This is a genomic window from Candidatus Endolissoclinum faulkneri L5 (assembly GCF_000510265.1).
Lineage (GTDB): Bacteria > Pseudomonadota > Alphaproteobacteria > Thalassobaculales > Thalassobaculaceae > Thalassobaculum > Thalassobaculum faulkneri_A.
Map to the genome: position 1 here is coordinate 564,412 of NZ_CP006745.1, position 18,826 is coordinate 583,237.

Genomic DNA, 18,826 nt, shown 5'->3' on the forward strand with positions numbered 1-18,826 from the left:
TATATCTATATACGCCGCACGCTATACAACAATAAAATAATTGATAGAGCAATTCCCTTTATTATCCTTTCCCGCTCGCTGCTATGTATATTCTTGATTATAACTAAGATTTTTATCAAAAATCTACTAAATTTTTATAGAGATTTTAATGTGCGAATATCGTTACAAAAGAAAGCTAATATAATGGCGGGAGTGACGGGACTTGAACCCGCGGCCTCTGGCGTGACAGGCCAGCGCTCTAACCAACTGAGCTACACCCCCGTGTTTAGGACACCTTAAAAATCAATATTAGTACTTACAACTTATATTTAGGCTATAAACATTCCTGAATAATTAATTCAATTGATTGCGTCGACAGTTTACTACGATATGTTAATCAACTCATTAATCATCAACATAATTTACTGCTAGAAACAAAGAGCTACGACCTAAAAATTATTTAACCATAATATTACACGACATATTTAAGATATATATAAATACCTAATATATAAATACCTAAAAAATAGCTGATTTAACAAAAAATCTCAATCATATAGCTGAGTTTAATATAGTGCTAATGATTAATATCCGTTCTTTGCGCATTAATTAGTATTGCTATGCGCATAAAATAACTATTAGGTAATTTGAAAAAACTTTCTAATTATTAAAGAAACTAATTAAAAAAAACTACTTTAAAAACAGGGCAAAGCTGATGCTAGCGTTCTCTATAAATTGAGCAATAATATTCTGGCTAATTGATCCTACTTTGGGCTTATCCCATAATAAACTTATAGCTCTAAATTATCCAATGCAGAAAAGATTCCAGAAAACTCATTCATGATCATATATTTGATTAGTTTAAACTTCTAGCAAAATCATTAAGTTAAGAGAAAAATTGATAATACTTTTAGGTTTGATCGCCGTCAACTTACACAGCATAGCAAAACAATTATAACTATATAGCACAATTATAACTATATAGCTTTTTTTAATTAATTTTTATACGACAGCCATCAAATGATTTAATTAGCGAGTAAACTTAAAAAATTACGCTTCTAACGTAGAACATTTAGTTGGTAATTATAACTAGCTTTATCCAAAAACACCGTTTATTAATATAAATCGAATTTGTGTCGATTACGTACAATGATAGAGATTTGTACTGAAACTCCCAATCAATTAACTCTGATTAATGGCAATTATCAATAAGATTTGAGTAGCCTGCTTCTTTAGATAATTATCTCTAGTCGTGAAACATTTCTTATTGGCAACCACAACACGACATTCTAAAGGAGACCTTATTAATGCATTGCATGAAACACGTATTCTAGAGCGCTATTTCAATAAAATAGTCTTGATTAATATCCTGGTGGGCAGTGACGGGTTCGAACCGCCGACCTAGCGGATGTAAACCGCTCGCTCTCCCAACTGAGCTAACCGCCCTGAAAATTATTATTAAACGTTAAATTAATAAGCCAAGACAATCCACATCAAACGTAAAACTTACCAACTTTTGTTAAAAATCTATCTTAAAAACTAATGGAATTTTAGATTAGCATCTACCCGTATTAAGAAATCTAAGAGTAAGATATTTAAATTTTTGCTTCTCTCAGAGAATAAATTTTCAGAGTATTATATAATTAAAAAAGTAATAAAAGATTTCCTAAATATATTTATTTTCTAACATATTTCATATAGGATCTATTATAAATATTTTAAGCAAGGATCTACCCTTCTCTTTGTCTTATCAATCGACTTTCATTAAAATTACAAGCAAAATGTTTTCTCTGTTGTTAATCTTGAGACATAAGCAAAGGTAAGATATCGAGCAATGGAGGTTATCTGACAAGCATTTATTGAAATATATTTGATTGATCTATAATCTTTTAGCTTCAGTGCCTTTCTAGATTGTTTACGCATTCAAAAGCTATTGGTTTTGATAAATTGTCCATACTAGAATTGTCTGAAGCTATATTTGTAGCATCAATCGGTACGGGTTTTCTTGTCAAGGCATGTTCAATTACCTGATCAACCGTTGATACCTGAATAATATTCATACCTTGCTTGACGTTATCTGGAATTTCCGCCATATCTTTATCATTTTCTTTAGGAATTAATATGGTTTTCAAACCACCTCGTAAAGCAGCAAGAAGCTTCTCCTTTAATCCTCCTATAGGTAACACTCTACCTCGGAGCGTTATTTCTCCGGTCATAGCTAAATCTCTACGTACTGGAATACCAGTTAGAACAGAAACTATGGAAGTAACCATTGCTATGCCGGCTGATGGACCATCTTTTGGAGTAGCACCTTCTGGTACGTGAACGTGTATATCTGAATCTTCAATAACTCTAGATTGAATACCAAAGGTAAGAGATCGGGATTTTACGAATGACTCGGCTGCCTGGACTGATTCTTTCATCACATCACCAAGTTTACCAGTAGAGGTCACTTTACCTTTACCAGGCAATGTTAAAGCTTCAATCGACAACAGTTCGCCACCTACCTCAGTCCATGCTAGACCAGTGGTAACACCCACCATGTCAGACTCTTCTATCTCACTAGAACGATATCGATGAACGCCTGCAAAATCCTCAAGATTTTTTAGGGTAATAGCTACCTCCTTCTTTCCATTTTGCGCAATTTTTTTAACCGCTTTACGAGCTAGATTAGCCAGCTCACGTTCCAAATTCCGCACGCCAGCTTCACGAGTATAATAACGTATTAGATCGTATAGTGCTTCATCAGAAATTGTCCATTCATCTTTTCTTAAACCATGATTATGAATTTGCTTATCGATTAGATGATGACGCGCGATTTGCACCTTATCATACTCAGTGTAGCCAGAAAGCCGAATAATCTCCATGCGATCAAGCAATGGCTGTTGCATGCGGAGAGTATTTGCTGTAGTAACAAACATGACCTCAGAAAGATCATAATCGACTTCGAGATAATGATCTTGGAAGCTATTATTTTGTTCTGGGTCGAGTACCTCTAGAAGAGCCGAAGACGGATCACCCCGATAGTCCTGACCAAGCTTATCAATTTCGTCAAGTAGAAACAAAGGGTTAGAAGTCTTAGCCTTCTTCATACCTTGGACGATCTTACCCGGCATGGCCCCTATATAAGTTCGTCGATGGCCCCGTATTTCAGCTTCATCGCGTACACCGCCAAGAGACATACGAACAAAATTACGACCAGTTGCCTTAGCAATTGATTTACCGAGCGAGGTTTTGCCAACACCTGGAGGACCAACCAAGCATAGTATTGAGCCTTTTATTTTTCCTACTCTAGCCTGAACCGCAAGGTACTCCAGTATTCGTTCTTTAATCTTTTCTAAACCGTAATGGTCAGAATCAAGCACCACCTCTGCATGAGAGAGATCGCTTTTTATCTTGGAACGTTTTTTCCAAGGTACATTAACTAGCCAGTCAAGATAGTTGCGCACCACCGCTGTTTCAGCGGACATTTGGCTCATGTTGCGAAGTTTCTTGAACTCTTGAACAGCTTTTTCCTTGGCTTCTTTAGAAAATTTGGTCTTATTAATTCTCTCTTCCAGCTCAGAAAGATCATCGCGACCCTCATCAGTTTCTCCTAGCTCCTTCTGGATGGCTTTCATTTGCTCATTTAGATAGTATTCGCGCTGAGTCTTTTCCATCTGTCGCTTCACTCTAGTGCGAATCCGCTTCTCCACTTGGAGAACACTAATTTCACCTTCCATAAAACCGTAAACACGTTCCAACCGATCCATCACCCCAACACTTTCTAGAAGCTCCTGCTTATCAGAGATCTTTAAAGCAAGATGTGATGCAATCGTATCCGCAAGTCGTGCAGGGTCTTCGATTTGGTTGACAGACATTAATACTTCAGGTGGAATTTTTTTATTAAGCTTTATGTATTGTTCAAATTGACTAATCACTGCACGAGACAATGCTTCAACTTCCTGCTTGTCTCCCTCATCTTCCTCTATAACTTCTGCTTCAGCCTCGAAGAAGGCTACGTTGGAAGTATAGCGATGAATTTTCGCCCTCCTTCCGCCCTCAACTAGAACCTTCACTGTTCCGTCAGGGAGTTTTAAGAGCTGCAACACAGTACCTATGGTACCAATTTTGTAGATATCATCTGGTGCAGGATCGTCGTCTGCAGCGTTACGCTGAGTTACGAGAAGAATCTTTTTATTATCACTCATAACGTCTTCGAGAGCCCGTACAGATTTATCTCGTCCTACAAAAAGCGGTACGATCATATGCGGAAACACTGCGATGTCTCGGAGCGGTAGCAGTGGATAGACCTCGTTTCCTGCGGTCACGTTAATTGCCCTCGATAATAAAAAGCGTTACCCTCGCTATGTAAACATCGTAGCGCCTCACGAGGGTCATGAACCATAGCGCTCGAAACATATTAGGTGGCGAGCGCTCACCTAAGGATCAAGACTTTTGATTTATAAGCCAGCTTTTGCTTCTTCAGAACTTTCTCCATAAACAAATATTGGCCTTGCGCTCGCAGAAATCACATCAGCATTTATGATAATTTCCTCGAGATCTTTTGAATTTGGTAGATCATACATGGGGTCAAGCAAAATGTTTTCCAGAATCGATCGCAGGCCACGGGCACCAGTCTTTCGTTCGATAGCCTTCTGTGCGATAGCACACATAGCATCATCACGAAACTCAAGTTTTACTTCCTCCATTTCAAATAGTCTCTGGTATTGCTTTATTAGAGCATTCTTCGGCTTGGTCAGAATCTCTATTAATGTTGATTTATCCAGATCTTCAAGGGTTGCTATGACGGGCAAACGACCAATAAATTCAGGTATTAGGCCAAATTTAAGCAAATCATCTGGCTCAACATTTTTCAATATTTCGCCGGTACGACGCTCATCTGGTGCTCGTATATCAGCCCCAAAGCCAATGGAAGAATCCTTCGAAATAATCTTTTCTAATCCATCAAAAGCACCGCCACAAATAAATAAAATATTAGTTGTATCTACTTGCAAAAATTCCTGCTGAGGATGTTTGCGCCCCCCTTGGGGTGGCACGCTAGCAACAGTACCTTCCATAATTTTTAGCAGCGCTTGCTGAACGCCTTCACCCGATACGTCGCGAGTTATTGAAGGATTAGCCGACCTACGACTAATTTTATCGACTTCATCAATATATACAATACCACGTTGAGCTCTGTCAACATTATAATCAGCAGCTTGAAGGAGCTTAAGTATTATATTTTCTACATCTTCACCTACATAACCAGCCTCAGTCAAGGTAGTAGCGTCTGACATAGTGAACGGTACATCAATGATTCTAGCTAACGTATGAGCAAGCAAAGTCTTTCCGCAGCCGGTTGGACCAATTAGCAGTATATTTGACTTTGCCAGCTCAACGTCATTATTTTTCTGGATGTGCTTAAGACGTTTGTAATGATTATGCACCGCCACAGCAAGTATGCGCTTAGCTTTGCATTGACTTATCACATAATCATCAAGCACTTGACAAATCTCTTGTGGAGTAGGAATGCCATCGCGGGACTTAACTAGTGTGGTCTTGTGTTCCTCTCGAATAATTTCTGTACATAAATCAACGCACTCGTCGCAGATAAAAACAGTCGGTCCAGCGATTAGCTTACGTACTTCATGCTGACTCTTTCCGCAGAATGAGCAATGCAAAGTATTCTTAGATTCGTTGGAGCCTCTGCCGCTAGCAGCTTTGTTCATGGTTCACGGCCCTGTAGATCTAAAATGTAATGCAATTATAATGTTCTCGATTGTATTATATAACAAAACATCATTTTTGACGATAATTGCTGAATATGCAATTAGACTAAAATATTAGTATCTATATACAAGAAGCATTTATGATAAAATACAAGAAGCATTTATGATAAAATACTCTCGTCTAATAGAAGATGAGAAACCGGACATAGCTTTTCCTGTATTACAAAAAAGATTATATCTCATGTGTTAGACTGTAGCATCTTTTGCAAGATCAATACGCTTGTTGATTACTTTGTCAATTGTTCCAAAACCTTTTGCAGTCTCTGGTGTCATAAAATTATCTCGTTCCATAGCCTTCTCGATTTTATCTAATTTTTGCCCAGTATGCTTCACATAAATTTGATTAAGGCGTGAACGGACTGCTAATATCTCACGAGCATGTATCTCGATATCGGTAGCCTGGCCCTGGAATCCTCCAGATGGCTGATGAATCATTATTCTAGCATTTTTTAATGCATAACGCTTTCCGTTTGCTCCGGCGGTCAACAACAAAGAGCCCATTGAGGCAGCTTGACCAATGCAAACAGTCGATACATCAGGGCGAATATATTCCATTGTATCGTACATAGCTAATCCAGATGTGACTATGCCACCAGGCGAATTAATATACATCGAAATATCTTTAGCCGGATTTTCAGCTTCCAAGAATAACAGTTGCGCACATACCACGCTTGCAACTGCATCATTTATTGGCCCCATAACAAAAACAATTCGCTCTTTAAGTAAACGCGAATATATATCGTAGGCACGCTCACCGCGATTTGTTTTTTCAACCACCATTGGGACTAAGTAGTTCATGTAAAATTCGGCCGGATCGGCCATTGCGCTTATTCCTTAAATTCTTGTTAATAGAGTCGTTGTCCGACTTTTGTATTAAGCATGATGTCTTTAATCATACTAAGGATAATCTTAAAAAATTTAGATATTTAAGTATTAACCTTTTAAGAGTATTTTTAACCTTATTATTGCTGCTGTTTTGTTGCTATCTATTAATACTCAGATGAGAATTTTTATTCTTCGTTCATCTTGGTTTTAAGTCTTGCTATTGGCCTCTAAAGCGCGAAAAAAAAGTTCATCCACGCTTACGTTATTGTCTTTAACTTTAGCAGACTTTATTACAAAATCAATCACTTTATCTTCTAGTAGGGATGCTCTAATTTGACTTACAATAATTCGGTTTTTGCGATATGAGTTGAAGCTAACATGCTCTCGAGTAAGAGACCTGCTAGCTTGTTCCCTGATTGAGCGCAAAACTTCGTCATCAGTCACTTGTATGCTGTTTTGACGAACAATCGCCGATAGTAGCAAGCCAAAGCGCACACGGCGTTCGGCAATGCCTTGGTAATTAATTTTATCTTGCTCAGATAGTCTATAATTTTTGATTATCTCACTAGCACCATGATCATCTCTATAGTCTTTATTGTTTTTTTCTTCGGGCAACTCAAGAAAATTATCTTTTTTGCTTAAATGCTGTAAGGCTTGACTAACAATTTTATCGTATTCTCTCTTTACCATTTGCACTGGAGCTATAAAGAAGTTTTTTTCAGCAAGCACATCAAGCAGCTGGCATTTTAGGTGATTGCGCGTAGCAGCTAAGCATTCGCCTTCTATTATTTCACCAATCGCTTTTTTTAAACTGTTCAGAGAGTCTACTCCGAAGATTTGCGCGAAGGAATCGTTAATTTCAATTGGCTTTAGTTCGCGGATTTCTTTTATTGTAACGTTGAATATTGCTTCTTTACCGGCCAGACTTGAGTTAGGGTAGTCTAAGGGCAAGTGGACAGTAACTAACTTATTACTCTCGTTAACATTCACATTGATTAATTGTTCTTCGAAACCTGGGATAAGTGTGTTAGAGCCAAGTTTAAGATAATAATCTTTTCTTGCACAACCCTTGAAAGATTCGCCGTTAATTTTACCATCGAAATCTATAACTATCACATCACCTAACTTAGAGAGACGCGATTCTTTAATCGGTGCTGATTCTCTTTGACTCTCTGCCATTCGATTAATAGTCTTATTTATTTCACTATCATTAGGTAGTGCTATCAAACGCTCCAGCTCTATTTCAGAAAAATCAATATCTTTAATTTCCGGGATAAGTTCAACTAAAAGTTTGTACTTCAGGTCACTATTCTTTTTGCAAGATATAATCTCAATGCTCGAATGAGAAGGAGATAGGTCGTGCTCCTCTATAGCGCGTTGTGAGCTTTTGACAATTGAATCTTTGACTATATTATCAAGCAGCGAATCGCCATAGCGTTGTCGTATCAGAACATGTGGAACTTTGCCAGGACGAAATCCTGGCAATTCTACTTGTTGAGCGAGTCCTATTAAACGGCTAGTTAACTCAGCCTCTAATTCCTGAGCTGGAATAACTATCGTGAATTCGCGCATCATTTCACTGCAGAGGTTTTCAGTAACTTGCATAATTTGGAATACCACTCGAATGTAGCAATGTTAAGCAATTTAGTAAACAGTGCTGTTTTACGCGTAAGTAAATTCATTTCTTAATGATAGCGGTGCGGGTGGAGGGATTTGAACCCCCAAGGCTTTGAGCCACTGAAACCTAAATCCAGCGTGTCTACCAATTTCACCACACCCGCCTTTCCTAGAATACCCTAATACAAAATATTTTAATACAAATTTTTTAAGTGATTAGCAATGTGACAGCTAAGAACTTACCATTGCGCTTGGTCTGCAGATAATGCTTTGTTTATACATTAACATTAACGCAAAAAATTTTTGCAAAACTACTCTGGTTAGTACCATAAAACTTACAAAATTATTTGGTTGACACCTAAATACAATTACCTTAAAATAATTACCGTTTAGTTTCTTTATTCAAATGTCGCACGACGGATTATTTTCCATGATAATTTGTTATCCTCATGAAAATGGTAGCACTATGCAGTGCTTTGTTTATTATTGTTTAAGAGTATTGCATTATCGGTGATTGTGAACAATATGTCAACTTTTTACCTGCTCAAACTGCAGAAAGTTCTTGCACATGATAGTATTATCGATACTAATTCCTGCAGCCCTAGCTCTTAGTCTGATTGGACTTTTTGCTTTTATTTGGGCTCTTGGATCGAGCCAATTCGAGGATTTGGAAGGAGCTGCGGAGCGCATTTTGCTGCCGGATAATTACAACAGCAAGTAATTAATTAAGTAAAGCACTATAAAATTTGTTTTTATTTTTAGCAAAGCTGGTCTGATGTTTGCATATCTTTACAATGGCGTTCGTATCGCGGTTACATTTTAGGTTTTTACTGCCAGCAGTATATTCTTTTCCTACAAGGAGTTGCGTTCTTAATCTCCTATACTTTTTCTAAGTTATTGGATAAAACGCGCTGGTTTGCCAAGTGCAGTACCTATAAGCTCGTCATCGCGCATAATTATATTTCCACGTAATACGGTAGCTATTGGCCAGCCTATTACCATCTTGCCGTCAAAAGGCGTCCATCCGCACTTGCTGTCAATCCATTTATTGGTAATTTCGCGTTTGGCATTGAGGTCTACTAATGTTAGGTCAGCGTCCCAGCCCTTGACGATTCTCCCCTTGCCAAGAATGCCATAAACTCGATGTGGGCCTGCTGAAGTCAAATCAACTAATCTGGCTAGAGTCAAACGACCAGCATTCATGTGGTCTAGTAGCAATGGGAGCATTGTTTGTACACCAGGTAATCCAGATGGACTAGATGGATAAGGCAGCTGCTTTTCCTCTAAGGTATGTGGTGCATGATCAGATCCTATTACGTCTATAGTACAATCAGCGATTGCTGCCCATAGGGCTTTTTGATGCTTTTGTGTACGTACTGGAGGATTTATTTGCGCTAGTGAACCAAGGCGCTCGTAACATTCCGGGCCTACCATGGTAAGATGATTGATGGTGGCTTCAACTGTAGCGATCTCTTTGTGTTCAGACAAGAATTCTATTTCTTCAGCGCAGCTGATATGTAACATGTGTAACAAGCGCTCTGATTGCCTGTTTAGTCGAATAATTCGTTGGGTAGCTTTCAATGCAGAATCAGTTGATCGCCAGATTGGATGAGCGCGTGAATGCCCACAAATTTTAGCAATTTGCTCTCTTTTACGGAGTATATCATCATCTTCTGCATGAATGGCGATTCTGCGTTTGCCATTATTTAAAACTTTTGCTAGAAGTTCGTCGTCGTTCATTAAGAGACAGCCTGTAGATGATCCCATAAATACTTTAATACCCGCGCAGCCACTAGACAGTTCAAGATTTCTTAACGTGTGAATATTCTCTTGAGTTGCTCCTATAAAATATGCGTGATCACACCAGGTATTTGCCTTTGAACGTGCAAGCTTGCAATTAAGGTCGATTTCTGACACAGTAGGCGGTAGTGTGTTTGGCATTTCGAAGATGGTAGTGACACCACCTTTAGCGGCCGCACGGCAGCCATGGTAAATGCTTTCTTTGTGCTCGAGACCCGGTTCACGAAAATGGACATGAGTATCAATTATTCCTGGCAGAACAGTTAAGCCAGAAGCATTGATTACTTCATTGGCTTCGGCTGTTACTAGATTGCCCATCCCAGAAATTTTGCCGTCATTTATCGATAGATCTATCCTTTCTAGTCCGGACGGAGTGAAAACTTCACCACCTTTCACAATAAGGTCACAATATTTCATAATAGCGCTTTTCCGCAATTATATTAGCGAAGGGTCTAATGAGAGCTAGTATTGAAAAACAAGTTTTAATTGTATTAGAAATAATTTGTAATAATTTTGATAATTATATTTTTGATGCTAAAATTGATCTATTGTATCTATTGTATTAGTACAATAAATATATTTAATAAAAATACTATCTTTTATTATAATACTACATTTCCCCTTAGATATTTAGTGAGTATTAGTTATTATTAGCGCAATAAAGATTTTTATTAATCATTACCTAGATAACCTTAAAATTCGGATAAAAATAACATCATTTGTTTATATCAAACTTTCTTCTTATTTGCATAAAAGCAACTTTTTTATGTTATTATAGTTTTTGTCATATATAATCGTTGATACTAGCACCGCTCTTAATCATATTTTAAGAAATCGTTTAATGATTAATTTTAAGATTAATGTAATAATTAACAATTAAGATGCAAATTTTGCTTTACTCTTTCAAAAAAAACGAAAACTATTGTATGTTAGATCTTAATGTGCTAGGAGTTTACTTTAATTACTGCCCTACTGCTTTTTATAGATTACTATGACTTTTTTATAGACAAATCGCCCTTTAGGGGTTTATTACAAAACTATTAGGATTTTAATATCATTGTTGGCATATCCTAAATACCCTAGACAATACAAACAATTGTTACACGTACGTTATTGTATTTTTGGAGCAGTGCACTGTGGTTAATTTAAAAATACAAAAAAATTTTATACCATGCTGATGGGGAAGAATTTAAAGAAACAATTAGAATTTACCTAAGTTAATCAATTATGCAATTTAGATAACCAAATTTATTAGTGTTAATTTTAGCAACATTTAGTAACTAATGAAAAATTATTGAGTTTTTAGGCGTTTGCTCCAATTAAATTAAATAAAAATAATCTTGTAAATAATCCTAAACAGGATAAGGTCTTTCTTTATGACAAAATGCACTTATCTTGCTCGACAAGCCGCATATTAGGCACGAATCAATTCTTATTGATTACAATAATCATCGATTAATCAACATAATTCATCCACTCAGCAAAAATTTTTGTATAAACTCATAATACAGAACGTGCTGTTAGAGTGTGTTTTCTTTTATTACAAGATGCTATTTAAGAACTAGCTCTGCCTCGAATCTTCCTCTTCGTATCGCAAATACAATTCCACACTAGTTATAGTGAAGCAAAGGATTATCAGTATGCATGCGCATAAACAAATTCATAGTCACGATGAGGTAGCAATGGTAGCGCCTAGCAAAAACCGCCCTACGCGCGATCAGGCAGAGCGTGCAGTACGTACACTAATTGAATTTGTTGGAGAAAATCCAGATCGTGAAGGTCTTCAAGATACCCCAAGGCGAGTAGTTAAGTACTATGATGAACTATTTTCTGGCTATCTCTACAATCCAGACGAAATTTTATCTCGTACCTTTGAGGAAGTTGATGGATATGACGAGATCGTACTACTGCGTAATGTACGCTTTGAATCATTCTGCGAACACCATATGTTACCAATTATTGGTATTTCCCATGTGGGATATTTCCCAAGTGAGCGAGTTGTCGGTATTTCTAAATTAGCTCGAATAATAGATGTTTATGCCAAGCGTATGCAGATACAAGAGAGATTAACAGCTCAAATCGCCCAAGCGATTGACAATGTGCTAGCTCCTAGGGGGGTGGCTGTGGTCATCGAATCTGAACATTATTGTATGAGCACTCGAGGTTTACATAAGCCAGGTGTAAACATGACGACAACTCGTATGCTTGGCTGTTTTAAAGACAATTATGAATGCCGTCGTGAGTTCTACCAACTTATCGCAAATAAAAAATAGAAAAATAGATTTTTAGTTTTTATCGATAATCTGAGAAACTCTAAATGTTGGAAAATTATTCTTGCTTTGTAGCTCATACTTGTACTTTAGAGTGCTAAAAATTAGCACTCTAAATTGTTGTTAAACGAGGAAAGTTTTGTCACAAGTCTGCTTGATGCGCTGAACAGCAGTTAAATTATATTGACAACAATGTTATCGTGCTATGTCGGACAAAAATTTGCAATCTATTCGCAAATAGTTATCATTTTTATAATGCATCGACATGGTTGAGGAAGCTTAAATTTACCAATTCCTAGAAGCTTAAATTTACCAATTCCTAAAAAATTATTTAGGATTGAAGAATATAAGATTGAAGAATATTAGTAGATAATATTGTTATATTTTTGAGTGTTGTTACAAATACCTTTCAACACAACTGAAATATATATTTGCTTCGATTTTAGATATCTGTCGAACTTATTTTTATCAAGAACAAAGCAAAAAAACAACTAAGCTTGTTTTTAAAATGTCGTTGTGCGTTGAATATTAATAGTGATAGAACACTAAATTAATAGCAGTTTTTTTGGGAATAAAGTACTTTTCCATACTTTACTAAAAAAAACAAATTGAAGAAACACGATTATGCATAAAGCAATTAAACTTTCCATAGCAGCCTGCGTTGGTTTTTTAGCCTTATTCATGGCGGCTAATGCACAAGACTTTGTTTATGAGTTTCATTCTTACCTTTTCTTAATTTCTGCGGTTGCAATAACGTTCTGGTTAATTGCTCGTAAGGAAGATAATATTAATCTAAATAGTTATATGGACGCTCCAGTGCGCATTGGCGTGATTGCCACTGTCTTTTGGGGTGTCATTGGATTTGCTGTCGGTGTTTTCGCATCTTCCCAGCTGGCTTGGCCAGATTTTAATATTGCGCCATGGTTTAATTTTGGACGTGTACGCCCTTTACACACCTCAATAGTAATTTTTGCTTTTGGCGGTAACGCGCTTCTTTGTACCAGTTTTTATGTAGTACAACGTACATGCCGAGTACGCTTATTTGGCGGCGATCTTGCTTCGTTCGTTTTTTGGGGATATCAACTCTTTATCGTCCTAGCAGGAACTGGCTACTTGCTTGGTAACAGTGCATCCAAGGAGTACGCTGAGCCAGAATGGTACATCGATATTTGGCTTACAATTGTTTGGGTTGCTTATCTGGTCGTATTCCTCGGCACTATCCTTAAACGTAAAGAGCCGCATATCTACGTAGCTAATTGGTTTTACTTAGCTTTCATTATCACAATCGCTGTATTGCATGTGATAAACGCCTTAGCGATTCCGGTATCTCTAACTGGCTCGAAAAGCTATTCACTATTTTCTGGCGTACAAGATGCTATGATTCAATGGTGGTATGGACATAACGCAGTTGGATTTTTTTTGACTGCCGGGTTTTTAGGCATGATGTACTATTTCATACCTAAGCAGGCTATGCGACCAGTGTATTCTTATAGGCTTTCCATTGTGCACTTTTGGTCGCTGACTTTTTTATATATATGGGCGGGCCCACACCATTTGCATTATACAGCTCTGCCTGATTGGGCACAAACTCTTGGCATGGTATTCTCTATCATGTTGTGGATGCCGTCGTGGGGAGGAATGATTAACGGATTAATGACCATGTCTGGGGCATGGGATAAGATCCGCACTGACCCAATCATACGAATGATGGTAACAGCACTGGCATTCTATGGCATGTCCACATTTGAGGGACCTATGTTAGCTATAAAAAGCGTAAATGCTCTTAGCCACTATACTGAGTGGACAATAGGTCATGTACATTCCGGCGCACTTGGTTGGGTAGGTATGATCTCTTTCGGGGCTATTTATTTTTTAACTACGAAAGTATTTAAAAGTGATAATTTATACTCAGTAAAAATGGTAAACTGGCACTTCTGGCTTGCTACATTAGGAATAGCTGCTTATGCTAGTGTGATGTGGGTTAGCGGAATTATGCAAGGCCTTATGTGGCGTGAGTACGATTCTGAAGGTTTTTTGGTTTACTCATTTGCTGAAACTGTTGATGCTATGCATCCTTTCTATGTAGCTCGCACCATTGCTGGCATACTATATCTATCGGGTGGCTTAGTAATGGCGTATAACATAGGTATGACTATATTAGCTGGTAAAGATAACAAGAAGACAAGTCTTACTGTATTACCTAGCTCTGCTTGAATTTAGGAGAAAGCTAATGTCTATCCTGGACAAGCATCATCGTCTTGAAACCAATGCAACGCTACTGCTTATCCTTTCTTTTTTAGTGATCAGCATCGGGGGGATTGTTGAAATTGTTCCCTTATTTTATCTACAAAACACTATTGAACGCGTGGAAGGGATGCGTCCATACTCACCATTAGAATTAAAAGGTCGTGCAATCTATCAGCGCGAGGGTTGCTACGTGTGCCATAGCCAGATGATCAGGCCGTTTCGTGATGAAGTGGAGCGTTATGGTCACTACTCTTTGGCAGCTGAGAGCATGTACGATCATCCATTTCAATGGGGATCAAAGCGAACCGGTCCCGACTTAGCCCGTATAGGGGGGCGTTATTCTAACAAGTGGCATGTTCAGCATTTGACAGACCCTCGTTCAGTAGTACCGGAATCAATAATGCCATCTTACAAATTTTTAGCAAAAAACAAGCTCTATATAAGCGATATTACAAGTCACCTAAAGGCCAATCAATTACTTGGTGTGCCTTATAATCAGGAGATGATGGAGAAAGCATTTGCCGATGTACAATCCCAGGCTGATCCAAACGCTGATACAACAGAATTACTAGAGCGCTATCCTAGGGCTAAGACTGGTGATTTTGACGGTAATCCAACTCGACTCACAGAAATGGATGCCTTAATTGCTTATCTACAAATGCTTGGAACTTTAGTAGATTTTTCGACGTTAGAACAAGGGCAAAACATTAGTTTAGAATAATTGCATGACCTAATTGCAAGCTATCCAGCTTTAATGATCTTCCAGCTATGAGATACTTTGTGTAATTTGGTAACTTATTATATTGATAAATTTCTCAAGAAATTCCTTCTTAATAAATTCTAATCTACTAATATGCAAGCCTTATCCACATTAAAAGCGAATAAATAATGAGCAAAAAGGAGAGTGACCTTGTTCAAAAAGTCGAAACTACTGGATACGAGTGGGACGGCATCAAAGAACTAAATAACCCCCTTCCTCGCTGGTGGCTTTATGTATTTTATAGTACTATAATTTTTGCTGTTTGTTACGCTATTTACTATCCTTCTATTCCTCTAATAAAAGGATATACTGAGGGCTTTTCTGGCTATTCTAGTCGCGAAGAATTAGAGCATGAGATGGCAGAAGTGCAGTCAAGTCACGCAACAATCTTAGAATTAATCAAAACAATGGACGTAAGTGATATTCAATCTGATCCTAAGCTAGCCCGCTTCGCGACCGCTGGCGGTGCCTCGAATTTCAAAGTTTATTGCTCACAATGCCATGGTTCTGGGGCGCAAGGTGGAGTGGGCTATCCCAACTTAAGCGACGATGATTGGCTATGGGGTGGATCGATCAAGCAAATCGAAACGACTATTCGCCACGGCATTCGTTATGAAGCCGATGAAGATACCAGATTTTCGGAAATGCCTGCTTTTGGACGTGACCAAATCTTGTCAAAAGAGCAAATAATTGCAGTAGCTAACTATGTTTCCTCATTGTCTGGTTTGGAGCACGAAGATAGTCTTATAGATTTAGGAGCTATGGTTTTCGCTGAAAATTGTTCAGGATGTCATGGCGATGATGGCCAAGGGATCAATGAAGTTGGCGCCCCAAATCTTGCTGATACGCTCTGGTTATATGATAACAGCAAAAAAGCAATTATTTCCCAAATAATTAATCCACAGCATGGTGTAATGCCTGCTTGGGATGATCGTCTTGGTGATATTATAGTGAAAGAACTCGCCTTATACGTACATGGACTAGGAGGTGGCGAGTAATCAATGATTAATACTATTAAGCTAAGAGCATCTGATGAACAATATTAGCACAAGCGATATCGAGCAATTTGACGTTGAGGCTGTAAACCGCTACGATAAGCAACAACCCCTTTATGCTCCACGCAAAAAAATTTATCCAAAACTGGCAGACGGTGTATTTCGTCGCTTTAAGTGGATGGTGATGCTAATCACTCTTAGTATTTATTATGTTACCCCATGGCTTCGCTGGGATCGAGGAGAATTTGCTCCAAATCAGGCAGTGCTGGTCGATTTATATCACCGCCGTTTTTATTTTTTCTGGATCGAGATCTGGCCGCAAGAATTCTATTACATCGCCAGTCTATTGATAATGGCGGCAATTGGTTTATTCATGGTCACATCCTCAATCGGTCGTGCATGGTGCGGTTATACTTGCCCACAAACGGTTTGGGTTGACTTGTTTCTTGTAATTGAACGTTTTATCGAAGGAGACCGCAATAAACGCATGCGCCTCGATAAATCACCAATCAACCCAACAAAACTAGCTAAAAAAATTAGCAAGCATATTATTTGGTTGCTGATTGCAGCAGCAACCGGAGGTGCTTGGATTTTCTATTTTGCTGATGCACCAACACTTCTATTAAAAGTATTAAATGGCAGCGCATCAACAGTTGCTTATGGAACTATAGCTGTGCTTACTTTCACTACATATTCGTTAGGTGGTTTAATGCGTGAACAAGTATGCACCTATATGTGTCCCTGGCCACGCATTCAAGCAGCTATGCTTGATGAAAATTCGCTAACCGTAACATACAATGCCTGGCGTGGTGAACCGCGTTCTCACCACTCGAAGATCCAGAATCTTATTGCTGGCTCAGAAAATATCTCTGTTTCTAGCGGAGATTGTATCGATTGTAAGGCTTGCGTTGCTGTTTGTCCTATGGGAATTGATATTCGTGATGGTCAGCAACTTGAGTGCATTACTTGCGCGCTTTGTATTGATGCATGTGATAAGGTAATGGAAAAGCTAGGTAAGCCAAAAGGGCTAATCTCCTATTCTACTTTGGCAGATTACAAACACAACACGGAACTATTTTTCGCTACTGTTAATTCTGAATTAGTTCAAGTAAATAGAGAAATTATAAAACCCAAATTTAAACATACGACTATAAGCAGAATTCTGCAGCAACCAAGAACGATTATATACTTTGCTATATGGGCGCTAATAGGCTTAAGCATGATGATTATGTTAACCACACGCTCTCATTTGAAGATTAATGTTCTTCATGATCGTAATCCATTATATGTACGCTTATCGGACGGTAGTATACGTAACGGTTACATCGTAAAAATATTGAATATGATCCCAAAACGCAGAACATTCACCCTAACCGTTGAGGATTTCATTGATGGGGAGATGATAATGCCGCAGAAAAAAAATGACCGTTTTCGTAAAATACTCTTAAATGTTAAGCCAGATAGCTTGTTGGCGCAGCGGCTTTTCGTAATTTCCAGTCCTAACAAGAAAAAGGCCGTACAAAGAACCTTTCGGTTCCAAATACATGACAATGCCAGTAGTGAATCAGCGGAATACACCACTATTTTTTCTTATGGATAACTGCAGAAGCAATAAATACTAAACTTATAATTCCTGCTAGTTTGACTAGTTGTTTTAAAAATGACCGACCGACACATTTTGATAATCTTAATTTTTTTCTTTGGAATTGTAATAACGGTTAATGCAATACTGGCTATTTTAGCTAATAGAACTTGGCCTGGCCTAATAGTAGATAATTCCTACGTGGCAAGCCAGCAGTTCAATTCTCACATCGCTGATGCACGTAAGCAAAAGGCTTTAGGTTACACTCTAGATTTTGAACAGGCAAAAAATCAACTTACTCTAATTCTTTATGATAAATTTGGACAAGGTATAAATATTCTCGGCGGTAACGTTCGTATTGGTCGGCCAGTAACACGTAATGAAGATCGTGTAATTCATATTCCTTTTTTACCAAACGGCCGATTTAGCATACCAAACGCTTTAGCTGCAGGTACTTGGGTGGCTGATATCACTCTTACGCTGAGTAAAGATTGCACTTGGCGATCTGAAAGAAGGTTTTCTGTAATAAAAAACAATTAATGTATCGTATTCTTAGTTATATATTTTTATCTTTAAAAGAGTTATTTTTGACCAAGAAAATTGATAGTAATCTTTAAGAAAAGTTACTCTAACACTTAAGTAGAAGCAATATATTAGGCTTGATCTCTTGAGAAATAGCTAATCTCGATTATTTAGTCTTTAGCTTGCATAAACACTTTTTTGGACGGGAAAACTGATGAGCATTAGTTAAAAAATTAAATTATGCTAGATTGGGCTAAGCTAAAATTTATCTCTGTGCCGTCGACTAGCATATCTTTTATATATTAACGACATCGAGCAATCCCATATACTGCTATATAGCATTTAGGGGATTTTTGTTAGATTAATGACTACAATTTTAAATTATTTTTCTTTTTTTTGTAAAATTAATTTGCTTGCTATAGAAATACATATCTTGATACATTAACGTAATGTAAAAA

The 18,826-nt window shown here is 37.7% G+C and carries 12 protein-coding genes and 3 tRNA genes; 7 read left to right on the forward strand and 8 right to left on the reverse strand.

From position 1 onward, the window contains the following. Positions 1-184: 184 nt before the first annotated feature. From P856_RS01710 to P856_RS01740, 7 genes are all read right to left on the reverse strand, one after another. Positions 185-261, reverse strand: a tRNA-Asp gene (locus tag P856_RS01710). Between the two features lie 1,088 nt (positions 262-1,349). Beyond that, a tRNA-Val gene (locus P856_RS01715) sits at positions 1,350-1,425 on the reverse strand. 449 nt (positions 1,426-1,874) lie between these two features. Beyond that, entirely contained in the window at positions 1,875-4,289 is a 2,415-nt protein-coding gene (lon, locus tag P856_RS01720) for an endopeptidase La (RefSeq protein WP_144079719.1), read from the reverse strand. A gap of 132 nt (positions 4,290-4,421) precedes the next feature. Continuing rightward, positions 4,422-5,690, reverse strand: coding sequence for an ATP-dependent Clp protease ATP-binding subunit ClpX (gene clpX / locus P856_RS01725; protein WP_025300450.1), 1,269 nt, complete (start codon positions 5,688-5,690; stop codon positions 4,422-4,424). Positions 5,691-5,936: 246 nt separating this feature from the next. Then, entirely contained in the window at positions 5,937-6,572 is a 636-nt protein-coding gene (gene clpP / locus P856_RS01730; protein ID WP_025300451.1) for an ATP-dependent Clp endopeptidase proteolytic subunit ClpP, read from the reverse strand. Between the two features lie 210 nt (positions 6,573-6,782). Continuing rightward, the gene (gene tig / locus P856_RS01735; protein ID WP_144079720.1) at positions 6,783-8,195 is read right to left on the reverse strand and encodes a trigger factor; all 1,413 of its coding nucleotides are present in this window, start codon (positions 8,193-8,195) and stop codon (positions 6,783-6,785) included. Between the two features lie 78 nt (positions 8,196-8,273). Beyond that, positions 8,274-8,356 (reverse strand) — tRNA-Leu (locus P856_RS01740). A gap of 404 nt (positions 8,357-8,760) precedes the next feature. Between P856_RS01740 and ccoS the strand changes: the two genes are divergently transcribed. Then, the gene (ccoS, locus tag P856_RS01745) at positions 8,761-8,913 is read left to right on the forward strand and encodes a cbb3-type cytochrome oxidase assembly protein CcoS (protein ID WP_025300453.1); all 153 of its coding nucleotides are present in this window, start codon (positions 8,761-8,763) and stop codon (positions 8,911-8,913) included. A 173-nt stretch (positions 8,914-9,086) separates the two neighbouring features. Here the strand turns inward: ccoS and P856_RS01750 are convergent, their stop codons facing one another. After that, positions 9,087-10,409: a dihydroorotase gene (locus tag P856_RS01750; RefSeq protein ID WP_044214857.1), complete on the reverse strand. Its 1,323-nt coding sequence runs from the start codon at positions 10,407-10,409 to the stop codon at positions 9,087-9,089. 1,265 nt (positions 10,410-11,674) lie between these two features. Here P856_RS01750 and folE point away from each other — a divergent pair. The 6 genes from folE (at position 11,675) to P856_RS01780 (ending at position 18,386) form a co-directional block, all read left to right on the forward strand. After that, entirely contained in the window at positions 11,675-12,265 is a 591-nt protein-coding gene (gene folE / locus P856_RS01755) for a GTP cyclohydrolase I FolE (RefSeq protein ID WP_025300454.1), read from the forward strand. A gap of 801 nt (positions 12,266-13,066) precedes the next feature. Further along, positions 13,067-14,476 (forward strand): cytochrome-c oxidase, cbb3-type subunit I, encoded by a 1,410-nt coding sequence (gene ccoN, locus P856_RS01760; RefSeq protein WP_227028695.1) that lies wholly within the window; start codon positions 13,067-13,069, stop codon positions 14,474-14,476. Positions 14,477-14,492: 16 nt separating this feature from the next. Then, the gene (gene ccoO, locus P856_RS01765) at positions 14,493-15,230 is read left to right on the forward strand and encodes a cytochrome-c oxidase, cbb3-type subunit II (protein ID WP_025300456.1); all 738 of its coding nucleotides are present in this window, start codon (positions 14,493-14,495) and stop codon (positions 15,228-15,230) included. A 167-nt stretch (positions 15,231-15,397) separates the two neighbouring features. Then, positions 15,398-16,267 (forward strand): cytochrome-c oxidase, cbb3-type subunit III, encoded by an 870-nt coding sequence (ccoP, locus tag P856_RS01770; protein ID WP_025300457.1) that lies wholly within the window; start codon positions 15,398-15,400, stop codon positions 16,265-16,267. 34 nt (positions 16,268-16,301) lie between these two features. Next, the gene (gene ccoG / locus P856_RS01775; protein ID WP_025300458.1) at positions 16,302-17,864 is read left to right on the forward strand and encodes a cytochrome c oxidase accessory protein CcoG; all 1,563 of its coding nucleotides are present in this window, start codon (positions 16,302-16,304) and stop codon (positions 17,862-17,864) included. A 60-nt stretch (positions 17,865-17,924) separates the two neighbouring features. Then, positions 17,925-18,386 (forward strand): FixH family protein, encoded by a 462-nt coding sequence (locus P856_RS01780; protein WP_025300459.1) that lies wholly within the window; start codon positions 17,925-17,927, stop codon positions 18,384-18,386. Positions 18,387-18,826 lie beyond the last annotated feature (440 nt).

Coding starts and splice junctions, on each gene's coding strand:
- P856_RS01750 (WP_044214857.1), bottom strand. CDS start 10,409: ATGAAATATTGTGACCTTATTGTGAAAGGTGGTGAAGTTTTCACTCCG.
- ccoN (WP_227028695.1), top strand. CDS start 13,067: ATGGACGCTCCAGTGCGCATTGGCGTGATTGCCACTGTCTTTTGGGGT.
- ccoO (WP_025300456.1), top strand. CDS start 14,493: ATGTCTATCCTGGACAAGCATCATCGTCTTGAAACCAATGCAACGCTA.
- folE (WP_025300454.1), top strand. CDS start 11,675: ATGGTAGCGCCTAGCAAAAACCGCCCTACGCGCGATCAGGCAGAGCGT.
- clpX (WP_025300450.1), bottom strand. CDS start 5,690: ATGAACAAAGCTGCTAGCGGCAGAGGCTCCAACGAATCTAAGAATACT.
- P856_RS01780 (WP_025300459.1), top strand. CDS start 17,925: ATGACCGACCGACACATTTTGATAATCTTAATTTTTTTCTTTGGAATT.
- clpP (WP_025300451.1), bottom strand. CDS start 6,572: ATGGCCGATCCGGCCGAATTTTACATGAACTACTTAGTCCCAATGGTG.
- ccoG (WP_025300458.1), top strand. CDS start 16,302: ATGAACAATATTAGCACAAGCGATATCGAGCAATTTGACGTTGAGGCT.
- ccoP (WP_025300457.1), top strand. CDS start 15,398: ATGAGCAAAAAGGAGAGTGACCTTGTTCAAAAAGTCGAAACTACTGGA.
- ccoS (WP_025300453.1), top strand. CDS start 8,761: ATGATAGTATTATCGATACTAATTCCTGCAGCCCTAGCTCTTAGTCTG.